This is a genomic window from Streptomyces sp. V4I2 (assembly GCF_030817655.1).
GTDB lineage: Bacteria > Actinomycetota > Actinomycetes > Streptomycetales > Streptomycetaceae > Streptomyces > Streptomyces plumbiresistens.
Genome location: NZ_JAUSZM010000003.1, coordinates 80,970 through 100,570, shown reverse-complemented (window position 1 = coordinate 100,570; position 19,601 = coordinate 80,970). Strand labels below are relative to the sequence as shown.

General features: G+C 68.7%; 18 protein-coding genes and 2 pseudogenes. 7 read left to right on the top strand and 13 right to left on the bottom strand.

Annotation, left to right across the window (positions count from 1 at the left end):
* Window position 1: 1 nt before the first annotated feature.
* The 4 genes and pseudogenes from QFZ76_RS01190 to QFZ76_RS01180 form a co-directional block, all read left to right on the top strand.
* Window positions 2-484: a hypothetical protein gene (locus QFZ76_RS01190; protein ID WP_307671925.1), complete on the top strand. Its 483-nt coding sequence runs from the start codon at window positions 2-4 to the stop codon at window positions 482-484.
* 357 nt (window positions 485-841) lie between these two features.
* Complete coding sequence (locus QFZ76_RS51595) at window positions 842-1,135, top strand: transposase family protein (RefSeq protein ID WP_373464488.1); 294 nt, start codon at window positions 842-844, stop codon at window positions 1,133-1,135.
* 346 nt (window positions 1,136-1,481) lie between these two features.
* A complete protein-coding gene (locus QFZ76_RS01185; RefSeq protein ID WP_307671924.1) occupies window positions 1,482-2,006 on the top strand; it encodes a hypothetical protein in 525 nt (174 codons plus the stop codon).
* A gap of 448 nt (window positions 2,007-2,454) precedes the next feature.
* Window positions 2,455-2,754 (top strand): annotated as a pseudogene (locus tag QFZ76_RS01180) (LexA family protein); the annotation flags it as partial.
* An 84-nt stretch (window positions 2,755-2,838) separates the two neighbouring features.
* Here the strand turns inward: QFZ76_RS01180 and QFZ76_RS01175 are convergent.
* Entirely contained in the window at window positions 2,839-3,063 is a 225-nt protein-coding gene (locus QFZ76_RS01175) for a DUF6207 family protein (protein ID WP_307671923.1), read from the bottom strand.
* A gap of 182 nt (window positions 3,064-3,245) precedes the next feature.
* Here QFZ76_RS01175 and QFZ76_RS01170 point away from each other — a divergent pair, with 182 nt between their 5' ends.
* Together QFZ76_RS01170 and QFZ76_RS01165 are read left to right on the top strand one after the other, a co-directional pair.
* Window positions 3,246-3,497, top strand: a complete 252-nt coding sequence (locus QFZ76_RS01170; protein WP_307671922.1) for an antitoxin MazE7 — start codon at window positions 3,246-3,248, stop codon at window positions 3,495-3,497.
* Between the two features lie 3 nt (window positions 3,498-3,500).
* Entirely contained in the window at window positions 3,501-3,881 is a 381-nt protein-coding gene (locus QFZ76_RS01165) for a toxin Doc (RefSeq protein WP_307671921.1), read from the top strand.
* 322 nt (window positions 3,882-4,203) lie between these two features.
* On the opposite strand, the gene QFZ76_RS01160 is transcribed toward QFZ76_RS01165, so the two are convergent.
* Window positions 4,204-4,761, bottom strand: coding sequence for a hypothetical protein (locus tag QFZ76_RS01160; protein WP_307679889.1), 558 nt, complete (start codon window positions 4,759-4,761; stop codon window positions 4,204-4,206).
* Between the two features lie 679 nt (window positions 4,762-5,440).
* Here QFZ76_RS01160 and QFZ76_RS01155 point away from each other — a divergent pair.
* Window positions 5,441-5,995: a hypothetical protein gene (locus QFZ76_RS01155; RefSeq protein WP_307671920.1), complete on the top strand. Its 555-nt coding sequence runs from the start codon at window positions 5,441-5,443 to the stop codon at window positions 5,993-5,995.
* A gap of 142 nt (window positions 5,996-6,137) precedes the next feature.
* Here QFZ76_RS01155 and QFZ76_RS01150 read toward each other — a convergent pair whose 3' ends face one another.
* The 11 genes and pseudogenes from QFZ76_RS01150 to QFZ76_RS01100 form a co-directional block, all read right to left on the bottom strand.
* Window positions 6,138-6,701, bottom strand: a complete 564-nt coding sequence (locus QFZ76_RS01150) for a hypothetical protein (RefSeq protein ID WP_307671919.1) — start codon at window positions 6,699-6,701, stop codon at window positions 6,138-6,140.
* 149 nt (window positions 6,702-6,850) lie between these two features.
* The gene (locus QFZ76_RS01145; protein ID WP_307671918.1) at window positions 6,851-11,089 is read right to left on the bottom strand and encodes a hypothetical protein; all 4,239 of its coding nucleotides are present in this window, start codon (window positions 11,087-11,089) and stop codon (window positions 6,851-6,853) included.
* Window positions 11,044-11,403 (bottom strand): CU044_2847 family protein, encoded by a 360-nt coding sequence (locus QFZ76_RS01140; protein WP_307671917.1) that lies wholly within the window; start codon window positions 11,401-11,403, stop codon window positions 11,044-11,046. The genes QFZ76_RS01145 and QFZ76_RS01140 overlap by 46 nt, the downstream gene beginning before the upstream one ends.
* Window positions 11,404-11,486: 83 nt before the next feature.
* Complete coding sequence (locus tag QFZ76_RS01135) at window positions 11,487-11,897, bottom strand: hypothetical protein (protein ID WP_307671916.1); 411 nt, start codon at window positions 11,895-11,897, stop codon at window positions 11,487-11,489.
* Window positions 11,898-14,396 carry a hypothetical protein gene (locus QFZ76_RS01130; protein ID WP_307671915.1) on the bottom strand — a complete coding sequence of 833 codons (2,499 nt, stop codon included), beginning with the start codon at window positions 14,394-14,396 and terminating at the stop codon, window positions 11,898-11,900.
* A complete protein-coding gene (locus QFZ76_RS01125; protein ID WP_307671914.1) occupies window positions 14,393-16,204 on the bottom strand; it encodes a hypothetical protein in 1,812 nt (603 codons plus the stop codon). Before QFZ76_RS01125 ends, QFZ76_RS01130 begins: the two co-directional genes overlap by 4 nt.
* A gap of 131 nt (window positions 16,205-16,335) precedes the next feature.
* Window positions 16,336-17,274 carry a hypothetical protein gene (locus tag QFZ76_RS01120; RefSeq protein ID WP_307671913.1) on the bottom strand — a complete coding sequence of 313 codons (939 nt, stop codon included), beginning with the start codon at window positions 17,272-17,274 and terminating at the stop codon, window positions 16,336-16,338.
* 121 nt (window positions 17,275-17,395) lie between these two features.
* Window positions 17,396-18,399 (bottom strand): annotated as a pseudogene (locus QFZ76_RS01115) (IS5 family transposase).
* Window positions 18,400-18,461: 62 nt separating this feature from the next.
* Window positions 18,462-18,896: a site-specific integrase gene (locus QFZ76_RS01110; protein ID WP_307671912.1), complete on the bottom strand. Its 435-nt coding sequence runs from the start codon at window positions 18,894-18,896 to the stop codon at window positions 18,462-18,464.
* Window positions 18,897-18,997: 101 nt separating this feature from the next.
* Window positions 18,998-19,189 (bottom strand): hypothetical protein, encoded by a 192-nt coding sequence (locus QFZ76_RS01105; RefSeq protein ID WP_307671911.1) that lies wholly within the window; start codon window positions 19,187-19,189, stop codon window positions 18,998-19,000.
* A gap of 43 nt (window positions 19,190-19,232) precedes the next feature.
* Window positions 19,233-19,427, bottom strand: coding sequence for a hypothetical protein (locus tag QFZ76_RS01100; protein ID WP_307671910.1), 195 nt, complete (start codon window positions 19,425-19,427; stop codon window positions 19,233-19,235).
* Window positions 19,428-19,601: the final 174 nt, after the last annotated feature.

The following is a 19,601-nucleotide window of genomic DNA, read 5'->3' as shown; positions in this document are numbered from 1 at the left end:
GATGAGATTTTCCATCCAGGATGGATCCACCTTTGAGGGTGTCCTCACCTACTCGGATTCCGAGTACGGGTTTTCTTTCGATGCGCGATGTGATGAGGCGCTGAGTGAGAGGCTCGGTTCGGAAGGTGTGACGAGTGTGGTGATCGGCACGTTCCAGCTCGAGCTCGACATCGAGTCCCGAGAGGTGCTCTTTGCGTGGGGATATCTCCCGAACGTTCGGCGTGAGGTGATGTCTTCGGACGCTCCGCAGTTCACCGCCGGACGGGTCGCAATTTCCGCCGACAGCCCATTCGAGCCCGGTGTTTCTGTGGCGGTGCCTGGCGATGACTGGGGTGTTTCGTACAATCCCTCGTCGGGGTGGATTTCCATTCGACTGCGCGACGCCGCCAAGGCTGAGTTCGTGGAAATCTGCAGCGGAACTGTGCTGGGAATCGACGGCGTAGATCTGGTTTCAGTCTGGCTGAAGCCGGTGTTCGTCGAGTGACAGGCGAAAACGGATAGGCGAGCGGTGATTTGCTGCTCGCTTCGGTGCGACGGCCCGCCGACTCTGTCGGCGGGCCGTCATGCATTTTCAAGTGACGGGAAGTGGGGTGCGATCCCAGGGCTTCGGCGTAGTCGTGTGACGCCCGGTTCGTAGCGGAGTGCCAGCTCAGCGGCGGTGCTCTGGGAACGTGACAGGCACGGCTTCCAAGATCATGGAGTTCTCTACGCCCCGTGATCCGAGTGGAAGACCTTGCCTGCCGACGCATCATCGCTGATCCCGCCTGCCCTTGACCAACTGCGCGAGAAACCGCAGGCCGGACCCGAGGAGGTCCCGGGCCTGCTGGAGAGACTGGCCGAGGTGCCGGACCCGCGTGACCCACGCGGGGTGCGCCACCGTCTGGCCGTCGTGCTCGTTCTGACCGCGTGCGCGGTCTTGGCGAGCGACCTCGCTGCTCGCGGTCGGCGAATGGATCGCCGATGCCCCTGGGCATGTCCTGGAATGCGCCTGCTGGTACAGGGGCCGGACAGGCTGGTGACCGTTGATGAAGTACTTCCGGCAGCACGGTGTCGTAGACCACCCCGCATTCGTGAGCCTGGACGGCACGCGCCATGGCATGAACGCCCCGTTCTGGCCCACCCGTTCGGGCGGTAGCTGATCGGGATTCGGTTCTGTCGTCTCGTTACTGTGAACGGTGAAACCGGCCGAGCTGCCACCGCTCGCGCCGCGGCCGCGCAGCCGGCCGACGTCGCCCCGGTCGTGCTGCCCGCACCGCGCCCGGCCGCCGTCGTCCCTATGGCACCGCCCCATCGGCGCGAGCGGCGGCAGGGGGAGTGCCCGGTACGGCCGCACAGGCTGGTGTTAGCCTCATGCGGCTGTGCTTGGGGGGGACGGCCGGGGGGCCGGGAACATTCCAACGTTCATGTGACGTGCGCCTGTTGGGCCGCCGTCGTCCCGTCATGCTCCGCCTTCGTCCCGACCAGAGGCCCAGGAGCCGACGTTGGCCAGACGCACCACTGCCCGCGGGGTCATAGCCGCACTGGCGGTCCTCGCCGCGACCGCCGGAGGGATCACCGGCGCGGCCACCGCCTCCGCCGGCACCGCCCTGGCGGCGGAGAAGGTCTTCCAGTCCAACCGTTACGTCCCGCGCGCGGACCGGATCCGCAGCGCGGGGCCCAGTGGCTATCTGCATGCCCAGGAGGGCCGTTCCGGCTACGTGTGGACGTCGTACGCCACTGGCGCGACGACCGAACTGGGCAACCTGCCCTCCTTGGAGATCCCCGGGTACCTGGGCTCGTCGTCCGACGTCGTCGCCGAGGTCGTCTCGCCCACCGAGAAGGTCGTCCTCAGGGACATGGCCGCCGGTACCAGCACGGACGTCGCCCTCACCCACGGCACCTACCAGGCCACCTTCGGCACCCACGTGCTGACCCAGGCCCGGGACGCCGACGGCAACCGCACGCCGTGGCTCTACGGCGCGGGCACTGATCAGCACCTCCCGCACGCCGGGGGAACCTCAGCCTGACTCGCCTGCCCCGGACACCCCGGCACGCCCAGACCTCCCGGACGGGCCTCCCGCTGGTGTCCCCGACGTGGACTGCTCGGACCTGTCAGGCCCCGTCTGGGTGGGCCCCGATGACCCGCACCGCCTCATCAAGACGGCGCTCAGCAGGACCTCAGACGTTCCAGGAACTCCGGTACCCCATCGATCGACGTGTGCGGCCGGAACGCCGGTCCCAGGTCCCGCACCAGCTTCACGCATCGGTCAGCACCGATCCGTTGTGCCAGGTCCAGCGACTCGTTGGAGACCGCAAGGGCCTGTTCGACCTCCCGGGCCTGAAGCAGGGACCGCGCCTCGTATGTGCGGAACACTCCCCGTGTCTTGTCCCGCGAGCGCGGGAGCAGCGACAGCCCCTCTTCGATCCGAGCCCGTGCCTCTTGTGTCCGGCCGAGATCGAGCATGCACTGACCGCGTCTACTCCCTGCCCCGCCAAGTCGTCGGCGATGGCGACCTGTTCGCCCTGACGGTCTCCGGCGACAGCATGATCGACGCGTCGATCTGCGACGGCGACATGGTCATCGTCCGCCGCATGGACAGCGCCGACCACGGCGACATCGTCGCCGCGCTCCTGGAGGACGAAGCAACCGTCAAAGTACTGCGCCGGCAGGACGGCCAGGTCTGGCTCATGCCCCGCAACCCCGCCTACCAGCCGATTCCCGGCGACCAGGCACAGATCCTCGGCAAGGTCGTCAGCGTGCTCCGCATGCTCTAGAAATGCCCGCGGCGCTTCGACGTGTGGCACCGTAAGGCTCAGGCCAGGCCCGTCACATCCCCCCGAGGTGACGGGCCAGGCCCTTCATTCCCTGGAACCGATCTGGGTGGAGACCTGCTGCAGGTCGGTATACAGGCGCAGTCGTACGCCGGGCCGGCCCGGGTCCCGAGTCGTACGGTCGTCGGTCGATGTCGCCCACATCTGTGCGATGACATCCCGGAAGGCGAACACGATCTCATCGTCCCGGGCGGCCACATCGATGACGAGCAGGCCGGGTTCGGACACATGCGTTTCCTGGATCGGGTACACGCCTGTGAGAAACGGGTTCGTGCACCGCGGGGGTTCTCTTCAGGTGCCGGATTCACCCGAGCGAGTTCGGCGGGTGCGCGGCGACCTGACGCCCGAGAAGCTCGACAAGGGGCACTGACCGAATAGTGGCGCAGTCCCGTGACCGGTATTCGCGAAGGTACCCATGGGTGCATACTCGGGATATGGCTGACACCACCGTAAAGGTCGACTCCGAGACCAGGGACCGGTTCGCCGCAGTCGCCGCAGCCCGCGGACAGAGCGTGCGCGCCTACCTGGCCGAGCTGGCCATAGAGGAAGAGAACCAGATCAAGCTGAGCAAGGCGACGGCCGTGTTCCGCGAGATCATCGCCCGGCCCGGCCTGGCCGAGGCGTTCGATGAGGCCTTCCCTGACGACGCCCCGGCCCGGCGAAACGCCGCGGGGCGGGCGGCCTGACTCTTGGACCTGCATATCGACATCCGCTGGCTCCTTGACCGACAAGAGGAACTACTCGGCAAGGCACTCGGGGTCCGGGACTACTCGGGACTGGTGGCCGCCGTCGCTCGGCACCGGGTGAACACACCACAACTGGACATGGGCGAGCCCGACGCCTACTGGCGGGCTGCCGCCCTGCTTGAGCAGCTGGTCCTGCTGCGCCCGTTGCCGGCCCGCAACGCGTACTTCGCGTATGGCGTGGCGGTGGCGTACATCCGGGCCTCCGGGGAGGAGGTCGACGACTCCCTCGAGCCGTGGCGGGACCTGATCACCGACATCCGCGCGCTGCGGCTCACCGTCTACGACATCGCCGACCGCCTGCGCTCCTGGCACAGCACCGGGTGACCCGCACAGGACGCGCGAACGGGGACAGCTGGCGTCCGCCCCGAGACGCTTGGGTGCGATAGCGGCCACCGAACCCTCAGAACGCAGCCGTATCAGGCGCTGATCTTCCCCTAGCGCGCCCCTGCACCCACTCCGGGGCACGATATCGGGACGCCCCGGAGGCGCTGGCCGACGCGGTCGGCCCTCTGCTATTTCGCGAACCGCGCCCTGCGCCACGTGTCCGTCCTGGACATCGTCTGGCTCGGATAGCCACCTGGTGACAACGCCCCCAACCCGCTTGTGCCGGGGTTCGGAGGCGTTTTCGCATATCAGCCGCGCAGGTTCAGACGCTCTTCCATTCCTCACGGAAGGCCATGCGCTCTTCCCATCCCAGCGGGGCGTGATCGGCGTACAGAACGCGCCAAGCCGTCAGCTGGACATCCCGCAGCCACAGCTCACCGTTCCGCTCCGGTTCCTTCAGCGGGCTGAGCCTCCCTTCCAGGGCCGTCCCCACTACCGAGGCAGTCGCTGCCCACTGCTCGGGGCTCATCTCGGACAGGCCGGTCAGGAACCGGTCCGCCAGGGATGTTCCGTCACCGTCAAGGGCGGCCACGACCGAGTGCTTCATGTTGGCCGGCATAAAGTACGCCGTTCCTGAGGCCTGCCAGAACTTGAACCAGAAGCCCTCGCGCTCATCGTTCCTTTCTGTTGGAACGGGAATCCCCGCCATCAGCGAGACCATATGCTGAGTGGCCGCGTAGCCGGCGGAGTGGGCCGTGGCCAGGACGGCCACGTCGGCGAGGTGCTTTACCGTGAACGGGCCTTCGAAGTCGAGCGGCAGGTTCAGGTGCCGGTACAGGTAGTCGCCCAGGGACTCGGGCTGTCGCGGTGCGGAAACCATGGCCACTCCTCAGTGCCGTACTGGCGGGGGTTCTTCCTGCGACAACCTCCCCACACTGCCGGTGCCTCGCTGCACGATCCGGAGAAGTTGGCTGATCTTCGACGGCTGCTGTCCCCGGCAGGGGAGGTGTACGGCTGCCCGTCGTCAGTGCGCCTGGTCGTACTCGTTTCAGATGTCCGATGAAGCCCAGAACTGCCCGCACGTCGACGATGTGCGTTCCGCAGGCCTGAATAGCGAGATCGGCGGCCGCGAACTTCGACAACGGCGGAAGGAGGCCGCCTGCCTCCGGTGCGGCCCGGATCGCCGTCCACACCGGCCCGAGCCGCTCCGTGACCGCTGGATGGTCGGCGAACTCGCTGACCAATGGAGCGTTCCCGCCATGACGAAAACGAGGATCTGGCCCGCAGGCTCATCGCCGCGGCCTGGTACCACGTCCTCGCCCGTACGCTGATCGGCTTCGCCTTCTCGCCAGGGCCGCCCTCGAGGACCCCGGCGCCTTCACGTTCACTCGCGGCGGCTGGAGCTCCCGGGCCGCGGCCTGGTGGCCGACACCAGCGGTGGGATGCCGAGGCCACGGCGAGCTAAACGAATTGGGCTGTGATCCGCGTCACTCTCCTCGGGTAATGATCGCCTGCCTGTCCGATCTTCCGCACGCCTCCGAGGGGCGAGGGTGAACACCTTGAAGCAGGAAGTCGCACGCGAGGTCACCGCCACCCTCATGTTCGGCACCCGGCTGGCCCCCGACGGCCACTTCCCGACCATGCTGGACCGTGCCGACAAAGACCTCCAGGCGCTGGCCTCCGAACTCCTCTACAGCGACGACGCCGCCGCACACCTGGCCAAGTTCGCCGAAGAACCCGCCGATGTGGATGGCGCGTTGCACTTCGCCTGCCTGCTCAGCCTCGCCGACGCTCCTGACGGCGCCCAGTGGTGGTGGCAGTTCGCGGCCGGCGCCGGAAACGCCACCGCCGCCTACTGCCTCCACCTGTTCCACTTCGGCCGCGGCGAGCTGCGCGACGCCGACCACTGGGCCCACCAGGCCATCACGCTGGACACCGCCATCCACCTCACCCCCCTCGCACCCCACCGGACACGCCCACGCCGCCCGACCCTGGCACTCCGGGAAGCGGTCCGGCGGCTCAAGGTCGACGAAGTCGAGGAATGGGGCTTCCGGGTTCAGCGCCCCGACTTGTGCCTCGCCCACCAGATCGAGGAACTCGCCGACGCCCGTTGACCCGGCGATGCCCGGCATCATCGGGTGCGGTGGACCCACGCCCACGTAGAACGGCTCGTTCCCCGGCACCGAAGCCGCCGGGGAACGAGCCGCTTCCGCGATTGCGGCCGGCGAGGTCAGTCGAAATCGAAGGTGGCGACGACTACGCGGCGCGGGCCAGGAGCACGGTGTGCTGGGTGGCCTCGGGCAGGGTGCGGCTGCGGCGCGTTGCACTGTCGTCGGCGTAGCGGATCGTGCAGGTGACGCCCGTGGCGATCTGGCCGGTTGCGCGGAGGCGGGTACCGAGGTCGTCGGCGAGAGCGAGCAGGACGCGTCGGTGGGCGGCCGGGTCGAGTTCGTCCCGGTCGAAGCGGTGCTCGATGCTGATGCTCGCCGGGGCAGGGGTGGGATCGACGATCGTGGTGTCGCGCCCTTGGGGGTGTTCGCGGAGGGCACGGCCGGCGCGGGCGCCGAGGATGCGCTGCAGAGTGTGCTGGGAGACGTCGGCGACGGTGTGCAGACCGTACTCGGCGAGGGTAGCGGCCGTTTTCGCGCCCACGCCGGGCAGTTCCCGGACCGGACGGGGCCGCAGGAACGCGGCGATCTCCTCGGGGGAGTCGTCGATGACGGTGTGCCGGCCCGGTGGGGTGATCGCGCAGGCCATGGCGGCGAGCATCCGGTTGCCCGCGCATCCCGCAGAACTGCGCAGGCCGAAGTAGGCGAGCACCCGAAGCTGGACGAGCTCGGTCAGGGCACGCGCGTCGCGCTTCCAGTACCGGATCGCGCCGTTGTTAGGCAGAGTTCGCTGTCTCAGTACGGCAGTTCTCGCAGGCGCTACGTCACCCGCACGTGCTATGACCGACTGCCAACTGTGGGTTATCGAGGACGAGTCGTGCCGCGGCGGAAGACCGCTATGTCGTGGCCAAGCCCCAGTACGAGATCGCCATCAGGGCTCCCAGCAACAGAATGTAGTTCGGTGGCCGCCAAGAAGCCCGCGGGCTTACCAGTCCGCAAATCCCACACCCCGACCTGCAGCTCCCGCTCCGGTCGTCCCGACACGTGTATGTTGGCGACAGCGATGGGGGTACCGTCCACGATCGTGCAAGCCACCGACCAGACCTGGCCCGTGTGGCCGGTCAAGGGTTGGCCGACGAGGGTACCGGTCCGCAGATCCCATACCCGCAGAAGCCCGTCGGCGCCGCCGGTGACGGCGACGGGGCTACCGTTCAGCACCGTGCACGCCACCGCGTACGCCCCGCCCTTGTGCCCAATCGAGAACTCGCTGATGAGCGTGCCGGTCCGCAGATCCCAAACCGCCCGGCCGCCGGTGACGGCGACGGGAATACCGTCCAGCACCGTGCACGCCACTGGTCCTCCCCCGCTGGTGTGGTCGAAGGGTGCGCCGATGGGGTTACCGGTCCGCAAATCCCACACCCGCACCGTCTCGTCCCATCCGCCGGTGACGGCGACCGGGATACCGTCCAGCACCGTGCACGTCAATGATCCGACCCCGCCGGTATGGTCGAATGGTGGGCCGATGGGGTTACCGGTCCGCAGATCCCATGCCCGCACCGTCATATCGGTGATGCCGCCGCTTCGGGTGACGGCGATGGGGGTGCCGTCCAGAACTGTGCACGCCACGTCAAACACCGTGCCCGTGTGGCCAGCCAAGGGTCGGCCGATGGGGTTGCCGGTCCGCAGATCCCACACCCGCACCGTCCCGTCATGCTCGTCGCTGCCGGTGACGGCGATGGGGATGCCGTCCAGCACCGTGCACGCCACCGCCAATACCGCGTCCGTGTGGCCAGCCAGGGGCCGGCCTATGGGGGGGCCGGTCCGCAGATCCCATACCCGCACCGTCCCGTCATCTCCGCCGGTGACGGCGATCGGAGCACCGTCCAAGACGGTACAAGCCGCCCCCGTCACTCCGCTGGGAGTGGCCAGGGGCTGGCCTATGGGTTTGCCGGTCCGTACATCCCACACCCGCACTGTCCCGACGGGGCCACCACCGGTGACGGCGACCGGAGAACCGTCCAGCACCGTGCACGCCACCGACAACACCACGCGGGTGTGGCCGACCATAGGCTGGCCTATGGGGTTGCCGGTCCGCAGATCCCACATCCGCACCGTCCCGTCGCCGAGGCCACCACCGGTGACGGCGACGGGACTACCGTCCAGCACCGTGCACGCCAACGCCAACACCGGGCCGGTGTGGCCAGCCAGGGGCTGGCCTATGAGGATGTTGGTCCGCAGATCCCACACCCGCACCGTCGCATCGGCGCTGCCGCCGGTGACGGCGACCGGAATACCGTCCAGCACCGTGCACGCCAACGCCCACACCACGCCCTTGTGTCCAGTGGAGAACTTGCTGATGAGGGTGCCGGTCCGCAAATCCCACACCCGCAGAAGCCCGTTGGCGCCGCCGGTGAGGGCAACCGGAATACCGTCCAGCACCGTGCACGCCACTGCACGGACAGTGTCCCTCTCGCCGGCCATGGGCTGGCCGATAGGGGTGCCGGTCCGTAGATCCCACACCCGCACCGTTCCGTCAGCGTCACCGGTGACGGCGACGGGACTACCGTCCAGCACTGTGCACGCGACCGTCACCTGCCTGTCTTTAGCGATGGTCAGAGGCTGGCCTATGAGGGTGTTGGTCCGCAGATCCCACACCCGCACCGTCCCATCATGTCCGCCGGTGACGGCGACCGGAGTACCGTCCAGCACCGTGCACGCCACCGCCAGTACCTCGAACGTGTGGCCGGTCATGGTGCCGCGCAGTGCCGAAGAGAAGGTACCGCCCGTAGCCCAGAGCGGGGCCCAGTCGCCCTCGGGTATGTGGTGGATGAGTTGCTGATGGAGGTCCGTGGCTCCTGCCCGGGCAGCGTCGAGAGCGAGTATGTGGCGACGTACCCCCGGAGCGGTGCTGGCATGGATACCGAGGGAGGCGCGGTAGACCGCTGCGGAAAACTGACCCGATGCTGTTGCACGGCGATACAGGTGTGGAACCAGGTTGCGGGGGGCCGCGTGGACCAGGTACTCGGCGTCGGTGATCAGGGTGTCCAGTTGCCCTGCGGCGGCTGCGTGACTGGCCAGATGGTCACGTGTGTACGCATCGGCATGAACCCAGTCCCGATCCCCATCTCGTTCAGGAACGGCGTCCACGAGAGCTGCGGTAAAAGCCGCCTCAGGTGCGTGATGGATAAGCTCGCACTCTTCTCGCAGGTGCTGGTCGAGGGCGTCGTGGTACAGCCTGTATGAGGGTGTCCCCGCGCCGTCGTTGACCCTTTCGACGAGGTAGTGCGCCGCGCTCTGGAAGATCTTCTCTCGGTCTTCGGCGCTGTGGCGGACGCCGAAACCGAGTGCGTCCGCCATGCACAGCCAGGTGTTGCTGCGGGGGAGGCCGTCGCCGCGGGCGTACGCAAGGGCTGTGAGCAAGCGGCGGATGGTCTCGGTGTCCGTGCCGCACGCATCGAGGTATGCGTCCAATGCCTGGCCGACGGTCTCGGGTAGTTCGTCCTCCCAGGAGGGGTCGTCTAGTTCGGGGTGCTGCGTACTGCGGCGGATCAGCCAACCGGTGGTGAGCTGGGCGATCAGGAAGTTGTAGCGGGCCTTGCGGCCCACGGCCTCGCCGATGGCTTGCCGTTGATTCGGCTGGTATGCGTGGTACCGGGCCGAGCCCGACCGTTCGCTGGTCAGGCGCTGTACGACGTAGTCGGCGATGTCGGGGCGGTGCAGGTAACGGCTGTCTTCCAGGTCGATGCGAGGGACGCTGCGGCCGAAGTTGTTCAGGATGCGTGCCCGGCTGGTTCCGGCGGGTGCGGTGCGCACGGAGGCCAGTACACGGACCCGGCCGGTGTTGGCAAGCTGCCGCAGCAGGGTCGCGATCTGCAGTGCCTCTTTGAGGTCGGCGGCCTCCTCCACCGCGTCCGCCAGCACCGTGATCCTCTCTCCGAGGGGGAGCTCGCCTATCGCGGCCAGCAGTTCGTCGGAGTCGCTCGCGGCGATACTGAGGCCGCGGGCTAGCTGCGCCGCCGCTTCGTCGCAGGTGCGCCCCTTCAGATGGAGCGCCGTATTGAAGGATCCGATCGGCAGACGTGGGTCGGAGGCGCCGGCGGCCCAGGCCCGTCGGGGGTCGGGGCGAGGTACTGTCTCGGCCAGAAGCGGGTCGGACGTGACGAGCGAGTGCGCCAGGAGCGCCGATTTGCCGGTGCCCGGTCCTCCCGTCACGAGCAGGATCGGGTGCTCTGCGAGGGCTGGGTCAATGTCCTTCAGCCAGTCGCAGATGACTCGGCGGGCCTCGATGCGACCAGTGAAGAACCATTCGGCAGTGCCGGAATCGGTCTCCAGGCCGCGTGCCCGGGGACGCCAGTGCGAGCGGTAGCTCTCGTCGAGGTCCAGCCTCCAGCGGCAGTTGGTCCGTACCTCGGGCCAGAGTGTCCGCAGGTACGACATTGGCAGCATGTGCCCGGTGCGGTGCTGGTCGCGCATCACGATGATGCCGACCACGGCCTCCCTGCTGTGGTCGAACACGGGTGAGCCGGAGAAGCCCACCTCGATCGCCCAGCCAGCAGAGCTTGCCGCGTCCAGCTGTACCCAAGGCCCCTCCCGACCGCTAGCCCCCCGCAGCACACCGGCCGCCTGGCGTGCCGCAAGATCACCATGAGGGAAGCCGTGGACAGAAAATCGGTGACCACTCAGCGCAGGGGGACATGCCAGCGGAGCCGGAATGCAGTCGACAGACGAGTCCAGTTCCAGCAGTGCAACGTCGCCGGACTCGTCTGCAGCGATCGGCACCCATTCCATGAGCGTGGCCCGAATCCGCGTACCCGTGGTTCCCGGCTCACCGGAGAACGGGAACTCGACTGCGAACTCAACCGCCTCATCGCGCTCCGCCAGGTCGAGTCCGGGTACGGGAAGCGGTCGCCCGAGTTGCTTTTCCAGCACATGGGCGCAGGTCACTACATGCCGGGGCCCGATGAGTACGCCAGCTCCCGCCACGCTCTCACCGTGGAGGTGCGGAAACCGGACCAACCACGGCGGACGTTCCGCGAGCTGGCTTGCCAGGCCCGTCATGAGGCCGGGTCTGGGGCCGTCGTCGGGGTCGTGCTCCGCCACACCACCTTGACGTTCAGATGTGCATTCGTTCCCGCCGACACCAGCGTGGCACCGAGCTTGCCATCGACCGCCACCCCGAAAGTGACCTCCACCTCCTCAGGCGGCGGGTCGACCGCGCGCAGCTGGGTCAACGCTCCCTCGGCAACGGACCGTACGCCTGCCAGGGCGCCTTGCCAGGTATCCGCCGCCGCCCGGGCGATCCGGTCCGCGGCACCGGCCCGGACCAGTCCCCTTTCGCCGTCGCCAGCAGCCCCGTCAGGGACCTGAACGTAGACGCGTCCGTCCTGGCCGTCCGCGAACTCCACTACCGTCACGCGCGTGCACCTCCATAGTCAAGGGTTCCATTTGATCGCAGTTCAAGGGGAGTTGCTGGCATAACAAGGTCAAAAATGCGTGGCTATCCGCGCAATGGCGTTGGCTCGCCATGGGTTCCGGCGGGAGTGCGGCCTTGCAGGTGTCTGCGTAGGGCGAGGTTTTCGGCGTACAGGTTCGCAGTGACGGTGGCCAAGGCGTCGAGTTGGCCTTGGAGTTCGCGCGCGTGGTCGCGGGCCCGGGTCAGTTGGGCGCGCAGTGTGGTGATGGTGTCGTCACGGGCGCGTTCGCCGGGGGTGCGTTTGATGGAGTGGGGGACGTGGGCGTTCCATTCGGTGAGGACGTCGGTGGCGCGGTGGACGGTGGCGTGGCTGACGCCGGCTTCGCGGGCGAGGTTTTCCTTGGTCAGGGCGCCGTCAGAGCGCTGAGGCTGTCCGGCCAGCAGGCGAGTCATGGCGGCGCGGAGTTTGGCTTCGGAGGCTGGGGAGACGGCCATTTACAGGTCCTCGGCGAAGGCGGTCGTGATGGTCTCGACGTCGTCGAGGCGGGCTTGGAGGGCGGCTCGGCGGGCGGGAGGGACGCGCCGGTCGCGTAGCTGCTGGGCGAGGTCGTGTTGTTCGGCCAGCCAGATGGGGGCGTGGTCGGCGGTGACGGCGGAGTTGCGGCAGCGAGCTGGCTGACAGGCCCCGATGAGTGGCGCACCACCCTCGTTCTCTGGGAGGTGCTTGGTGCATTCGGCCCACTCCGGCTGCCACAGGCAGTGGTTGAGGGTGCCGAAGTGCAGCTCGGGCAGTTCGGTGCGGATGAGGTCGGCGGCTGCGCGGGGATCGGCGGCGAGTGCCTGGAGCCCGGGCGGCGTGCCTTGCGGGTCTGCGGGGGCGGGGAGTTGGGCGGCGGCGCGGTCGAGGCCGGCGTGCAGACGGGTGGCTGCGGGCCCGACGGCGACGGTGGCGCCGGTGGTGCGGGCGGTGAGCAAGCCGGTGAGTTTGGCGGCTGCGGCGGTGGCGAGCCGGTCGTCGAACTCGCGCATCCAGGCGCCGTCGGGGGCGGCGTAGGAATGGGTGGTGGGGTTGGCCAGGATGCGGCGGGCGGCGTGCTTGAGCTGGATGCCGAGAGCGATCTCGCCGTCGGGTTCCTGAGCGCAGATGACGGACATGGTCTTGCGGAACTGATGCGGTCGCACCCGGGCGTCGGGGATGGGTTCAAGCCCTGTGGTGTGGCGGTGAGCGTTGACGTGGGCGATGAAGGTGTCGATGACGTACGGGGCGCTGATGCCGCGTCGGCCCGTTCCCCGGCCGTGGCCCGAGGCGCCGGGCGTGGCCAGGGTGGTGAACAAGTGGGTGGAGTGTTGTGAGAGGCGTTCGAGGACGGTCAGGGCGGTGGCGACGGGCTGGATGATCCACCACTTCTCTTCGACCGGCCCGGGCTCGTTCTTCAGCTTGTGCGAGCGCAGGGCGGGTGTGCCGTAGTGGTCGGTGAGAGCTCCGCGGCGGATCTCCTGGATTTCGGAGTCACGCATCATCGACAGCGCTGCCACGAAGCAGTACACGGCGCCTTGCAGGGCACGCAGTTCGTCGCCGAGATCGCGGTCGGTCAGCTGGGTGCGCCAGGGGCCTTCGGTGCCGTCGGCGCGTCGTACGACGGTGAAGTGCGGTGTGGGGCGGGGCAGGTCGGCGGCGCGGGCCTGCCCCGCCAGGACCTGGTACTGGCCTGCGTCCACGGCGGCCTGGGCGATCGCGCGGCGTCGGCGGGAGGCCGCCGAGCTCGGAGAGATGGTGCGCGGGCCGCCGGGGCCGTGGACGAGGGTGGCCAGCAGCGACCAGCGGGGGGTGCGGACAACCTGGTCTCCTTGGCCGGTGGTGCGGGTCGTCTCGTGGACGGGGACGAGGTGGCCGGGTTCGGCGAGCCATGTCTTCAGAGCGGCGTCGAGTTCGGCCTGTGATCGCTGAGGCGTCTGGGTGGACGGGGTGTTGGGTTGGCGGGTGAGCCCGAGCATGTGCTCGGCCTGGCCGGGAGTGAGGGCGATGGTGCGTCCGCGGGCGGTTTCGGCCAGGACGCGGCGGCGGCGCGAGGCGGCGGATGGGCGCGAGGGGCCCAGGGCGTGCTTGTTGGTGCCGTCGGTGATCAGCAGGCTGATCACCGACCACATCGGGGTGCCCGCCGGGCTGGTGCGGAATGCGTCGGCGTGCACGGGAATCCGGGTCGCGGGGTCGGCGAGCCAGGCGTCCAGCCGTCCGTCGATGCTCGGCCGCGCCCGTGACGGACCGGTCGGGGTGGGGCGTGCGGGCCGGGCCAGAGTCTCGTCCCGGGCGGTGAGGATGTCGTCGGCAAAGGAGTCGATGTAGGTCCAGGCGGCCCGCAGCAGCGGCCACCATACGGCCGGTTCGACGGTGGGGGTGGGTGTGGTGCAGGCCGCGCCCACGACAGCGGATCGTGTCGGGTCAGCGACGAGTCCGCCGCCGGTCAGCACGGGATGCAGGTCGTGCAGGGCGGTGAGCATGGACCGGTAGGGGATCAGGGACCGCTCCCGGGTCACGCCGGCCTGCAGAAGGGAGGCCAGGAACGTGGTGAGCGTGTCATCGTTCCAGTGCGGGAGGTGGCTGGGCTGGTTGTGGGCGATGGCCCAGCGGCCCAGTACGCCGAGGCGCTCGATCAGCTGTCGCACCGTGGACAGGTGGGCCGGCTGGGCGGGACGGAAGACGCCGACGGTCCGCAGGACAGGATGGGTCGGGTTGAGCAGGGCGAAGGCGACCTCCCTGGCCCGCAGGTTCCATGCCGCGTCGAAGGTGGGGAAGACGATCCGCCAGTTGCCCGGGATCACGTTGCTCGGCCGACGCAGGCAGGAGCCGCTCCAGCGTTCCCGCCCACTGAACAGGGGCACTGGATCCTGGTGCTGTTCGAGCAGTCCGTTGGCTGCGGTGAAGACCGGCTGGTCATCGCCGAACGCCGCCCGGGGAGTCGGCAGACCTGCCTCTTCGCAGGCGCGGGCGCTCATCGGTCGTACTCCGTTCGCATGCCGAGGGGGAGGTCGAGCCGGGCTCGGTCCTGCTGGGCCGCGCGGCGGGCGGCTGGCATCGACGCGGCGCATTCGTCGAACAACTGCGCCAGCGCGGCGGCCTGCCGGCCCCAGAGGGCCTGCCACTGGGGCGGGGTGAGCCGGTTACGCATCTGCTCGATGTGCTCGGCCAGCAGCACCAGGCGTGGCAGGTGGGAGGGGAAGACGACCGCATTGCGGCACAGCATGCACATCGCCGGCGCGACATGGCACACCGAGCCCGCGGGCGTGTGCGGGGAGGCATAGGGGTCGCGGCAGTTGACCAGGCCCATGTCCAGCTGCCCGTCCCGCATAGCCTCGGCGGTCTCTTCATCCAGGCCCAGCGCGGCACTCACCTCGGGCTCTGTCAGGTCCGCCACGGCTTCCTCGTCAGTGAAGACCGGCCGGGTCAGCGACGCGAACACCTTCTGCTGGGCCGTGGTGACGGCCCGTCCCGCCAGGACGTGCGCGGTGGTGCCGTGCGCGTAGTGGCGGCGGAAGACCTCCACGTGGTGGTCGTCGCCCGCCAGGTCGGCGATTGCACCGCCCAGCGCGACCACCCTTCCGATCTTGGCGGTCTTGCGCAGTCTCCGCGCATCGTGCGGCGCCGTGATCTCCAATGGACGTCCGTCCGTCCGGCGCTGACGGGTGATCCAGTCGGTCAGCCGGCGCCCCGAAAGAACGAACTCCGCCCGCCGCCCGCCTACGCGCGCCCGGCCGGCGCCGGATGGCTCCACTGCCACCCACAGCCAGTTGGCGACCTCCGGGTAGGCGTGCCGCACCGGGCCCGTGACCGCGAACAGGCGGCGCAACAGTCCCGGTACGTCCCAGCGGCCCTCCCCGGCGAACGTGGACCCGTCACCGTCGTCGGCCGCCGGGTTACCGGTGTGCAGGCGGCGCCGGATCCGCCCGGCGCGGCGCTTGGTCTGTGCAAGGCGCACCCCGCCGTCGGTGAATTCGACGTCGTCCACGGCGAGATCGACGAGTTCTTCCGGCGTGCACTCGTCCATGGTCAGCAGCAACACGCGAAACGGCTGCAGATCCAGCTCCCGCGGGAACACCATCGCCGCAAGGCCAGCCAGCAGTGCCTGCGGGGCCCATGCTGCGCCTGCGTCCCCGGCGATCTGCCGGATCTCGGTGGGCCAGTGTCCCGGTGATGTTGGCAGATGGGCACGCAGCACCGTCGTGTCCAGCAGTCCCTGATGCACTGCCCAGACAAGGTTCGCCATGGTCTCCCAGCCGCCGCACTGGGGATCGCATCCCGTCTCCATCAGGGCCCGGCCTGCGGCCAGGCGACGTTCGAGGGCCCGGATGTCGTGGCGGGCGGCATCCCGCAGCGCGAGGCGCTCGGCCTGGCTGAATTCCTCCAGCGGCGGTGGCTCGGCTGGTTTCCCGAACAGCGGCGCCGCCTGTGCCCGGGCGGCGAGCTTGGGCGGCAGGTCTCCTTCGCGTGCGGACCGCTGCTCGATCAGCGCCAGCAGATTCGATGCCAACTCGTAGCCGCGTTTGGATGGATAAGGGTGAAGGCGGCGCAGGTCGTGCTCCCACTCATAGATGATCTCCGTGAGGTCTGCCGGTCCTCCGGTCAGCCGCACGAGTTGCGGATCGAGCCCGCGCTCGGCCAGCCATGCGTCGGCGAATGCGGCGAAGGATCGCACTGCCCGCGCGGGCCGGTCAGGCCCCCGCAGGGCCCGCGCCCGGCAGTACAGCACCCACTCGTCGGCCAGCTCCGCCGCCAGAGCGCGACAGGCGAACCGGCTGGGATCCACCCGGCACACTGCGCCGTCCCGGCGGGACGCACGCTCCACCTCCCGTACCCCCACCCGCGCGGGCTCTCCCACCACCGCCACGGGCTCGACCCGCTGCCCCGGCACCTGCCTCCGCTCGCCACGCCGCGGCATCACACACCACCGCCGTCGCGGCCGGCACACAACACGGCGTAGTCGGCGAACGTGCGGTCCTCCCGCGTCCACTCCTCCACCGCCCGCGCCACGATCGCGCTCACGTCCTCCAGGTAGCGCAGATACTTCATCGTGGACCGAGGATCACGATGCCCCAGCAGCCGCTGCAGGATCATCAACGGCGACCGGGCCACGTGCTGCAGCAGCCACACCCCCGACCCGCCCGCTTCCTGACGGCGCCGCTCGTCCTCAACGACCTGCTCCGTCAACAGCCGCAGCATGAACACCGCGAACGTATGGCGCAGATCGTGCAGCCGCACCCTGCACGGCATCTCCACCCCGCCCCACGCCTCCGACAGCCGACGAGCACGCTCGGCCGCCGCATCGAACACCTGCTGCCAGCGCGACGCCGACAGCACCCCACCGCCCCGGCCCACGAACAACCCCAGCGGCTCCAGCCCTTGCTCCCCCTCCAGCACCGCGATCCGCCGCAGCGGCGTCGGCATCGCCACCACATCGAACGACCGCCGACGACCATGGAGCAGCCCAGACACCCGCATCCGCCGCTCATCGACGTCGTCCACCACGAACAGTTCCGCGCGCCGCCGCCACAGCGCCCCATGGCCGCGTGCCACCTGAGCGGCACGCTCGGTACGGCGGTACAGCTCCAACGAACGCAACACCGCCTGTTGCACCATCACCACCCGGGCAAAGCCGTACTTCGCGATCGCCCCCAGCGCCACCGGAACCGCCCCGGCCCCCGGGCACGGGCGCGGCACCTCCATGTCCAGCAGGCAGCTGAACTCCCGCAACCGCATCCCCGTCGTCACCGCCAGGTCCGCCGCCACCATGTTCCGCAGCCGCCCCACACGCCGGAAACCCGGATCCGCACTGCCGTCCGGGAAATCACCCCCGAGACCGACCCGCTGCAGCATCACGTACTGCGCCCTCGACAGATGCCGCACATCCAGATCAGCAGCCGCTCCCCACGACAAGGCATCCCGCCCACTGCGACGCCGAGCGTACGGTCGCCGCTCTAGGGCCTGTGTGATGTCGTGATCAACCAGGTGTCTTCAGCAGGTCGTTGATCCAGATCATGGCGGCGCGGAGGTGGAGGCCGGCGAGGTAGCTCTCGGGTGTCTTGTCGTATCGAGTCGCGATGCCCCGCCAGGCCTTCAACTTGTTGATCAGGCGCTCGACGGTGTTCCGCTCCTTGTAGAGATCGGCATCGTGGCGTGTGGGCCGGCCGCCGCGACTGCCCTTCTTCTTCCGGTTGGCGGCCTGGTCCTTCTTCTCCGGGATGACTGCCTTGATGTTGCGTCTGCGCAGGTAAGAGCGGTTGGCGCGCGATGAGTAGGCCTTGTCCGCGGCGACAGCGTCAGGCCGGGTCCGGGGACGTCCGACCGGCAGAGGGATCCGCACCTTCTGCAGCACGGGGACGAACTGCGGGCTGTCGGCTGCCTGTCCCGCAGTCAGGACGAACGACAACGGACGGCACCGGCGGTCCGCGGCGAGATGAACCTTGCTCGTCAGCCCGCCACGGGACCTGCCGAGCAGGGCTTGCTTCAAGCGGAGCTTGCGCCTCCGCCTGATGTGCCGCCGCTCTTCCCCCTCGGGGTCGTGACCTGCGTCCTGTCCGTTCTGTTCTGGCGGGCCGCCCCCTTTTGCCGGGCCTCCTCCTGCTCGGCGGCGGCTTCCTCGAGGGCGTCCATGATCTCCTTGCCGATGCACATCCCGGCGGCGTCGTGGTGGGCGCGGGCGGTCGTGGAGTCCACGCTGACCAGGGACAGGTCCGTCTTTCCCTGGCGGGCTGCCTCGGCGATCACGCCTTCCAGCAGCGCGGTGAAGACGCCGGCGTCCCTCCATACCCGGAAGCGGCCGTAGACCGTCGGCCATGGGCCGAACTCGCCTGGCATCTCCCGCCACTGGCTGCTGGTGCGAAACCGCCAGATCACCCCCTCGAACTGATCCCGCAGCCGCTCGGGATACGGGCCGTACTCGCCTATCGGCAGGAACGGCTGGATCAACTTCCATTGCCTGTCGGTGAGTTGCCTGCGCGTCACGATTGTCTTCCTACCGGATCCGCCTTCCATGCGGATCCGGATCGGCAAGATTGATCACGACGTCACACAGGCCCTAGCAGACCCGCACCGACCGCCCAGTCATAGAACCCGTTGATCGCCGTACGGTTGCGCCGCCACGTCGCCGGCCCGACCGGAACCGGAGCCAACTGCGTACGCCACCGCCGGAAGGCCACCAAGTCTGCCTCGGTCGCCGACAACAGATCCGTCGGCGGATCCAGCACCTGGGCCAGGAAGTCCTCGAGGCCCATCAGGTCGTACGCGTAGTCCCGAAGGCTCTCCGAGCCCACGTGTCGGGCGAGATCAAAGAAGTACGAGCACATCGGCTCGACCGGACGCATGTCCTCGTCCACGAAGAACGGCGTGCCCTCCGGCAATATCGCTGGCCCGGACAGCAGCTGAGACACATCGAAGCCGAGCTTGCCCAGAGCCCTCTGGTTCCGGACCAGATGGCTGGACGAGGTGAAGAAGTAAGGCATCGCACTCCTGCGGCTGATCGTAACGACCGCGGAACCTAACAGCCCAGGGCTACCTCGCCGTTCACGCTGTCAACGAGCTGAGACAGGTACAGACACTGGACCTAACCGGTCAGATCGAGGACGGCCATGTCCGGCTCGATCATCTGCACGCGGGGCGTGATGTCCTCCAGGAGGCGGCGCAGCCGCTCGGGGAGTTCGGCGTCATAGTCGGCCGGGAGGTCGAAGCGGAGGTGCAGGAGATGGCGGGACCCGATGCCCGACGCATCTGCTCGTCTACTGTCCGCCTGCGTCATCGCAAATCTCCGTACTGGTGCCCAACTGCCCTCAGCCTGCGAGTCACAGCGCAACCAGGTAGCCGGGCTCCACCCCATCAACGGTCTGGATCGCGGTGCCGGACGTGACCCACACAGACGTGGGCCGGTCGCCAACCGGGATGTGGAAGATCCCGTGCACTGGGCCTTTGCTTCCGGGGTTGATACCGAACGTCGGCCCGGTCTGCCCCTTGCTGTTCCAATACTGTGCGTAGTCCAAGGCGATGTCGGCGTCCTGCTGGGGTCTGGCCGTAGGCGACGTCCTCAACGTTGAGGCTGACAGTGTTGTCGGCGTTCCAGATCAACTCTCGCTTCCCGACGTTCATCACCTCCATGGCCACGACGCAGTACTGCTTCCCGCCTTCTGGCGTCGGAGTCGAGGTGGGTGCACCAA

Bases quoted from the DNA above. Each gene is read 5' to 3' on its own strand.
- QFZ76_RS01190 (WP_307671925.1), top strand. From the start codon at position 2: ATGAGATTTTCCATCCAGGATGGATCCACCTTTGAGGGTGTCCTCACC.
- QFZ76_RS01170 (WP_307671922.1), top strand. From the start codon at position 3,246: ATGGCTGACACCACCGTAAAGGTCGACTCCGAGACCAGGGACCGGTTC.
- QFZ76_RS01160 (WP_307679889.1), bottom strand. From the start codon at position 4,761: ATGGTTTCCGCACCGCGACAGCCCGAGTCCCTGGGCGACTACCTGTAC.
- QFZ76_RS01135 (WP_307671916.1), bottom strand. From the start codon at position 11,897: ATGGCCGTCTCCCCAGCCTCCGAAGCCAAACTCCGCGCCGCCATGACT.
- QFZ76_RS01130 (WP_307671915.1), bottom strand. From the start codon at position 14,396: ATGAGCGCCCGCGCCTGCGAAGAGGCAGGTCTGCCGACTCCCCGGGCG.
- QFZ76_RS01110 (WP_307671912.1), bottom strand. From the start codon at position 18,896: ATGCCTTACTTCTTCACCTCGTCCAGCCATCTGGTCCGGAACCAGAGG.
- QFZ76_RS01105 (WP_307671911.1), bottom strand. From the start codon at position 19,189: ATGACGCAGGCGGACAGTAGACGAGCAGATGCGTCGGGCATCGGGTCC.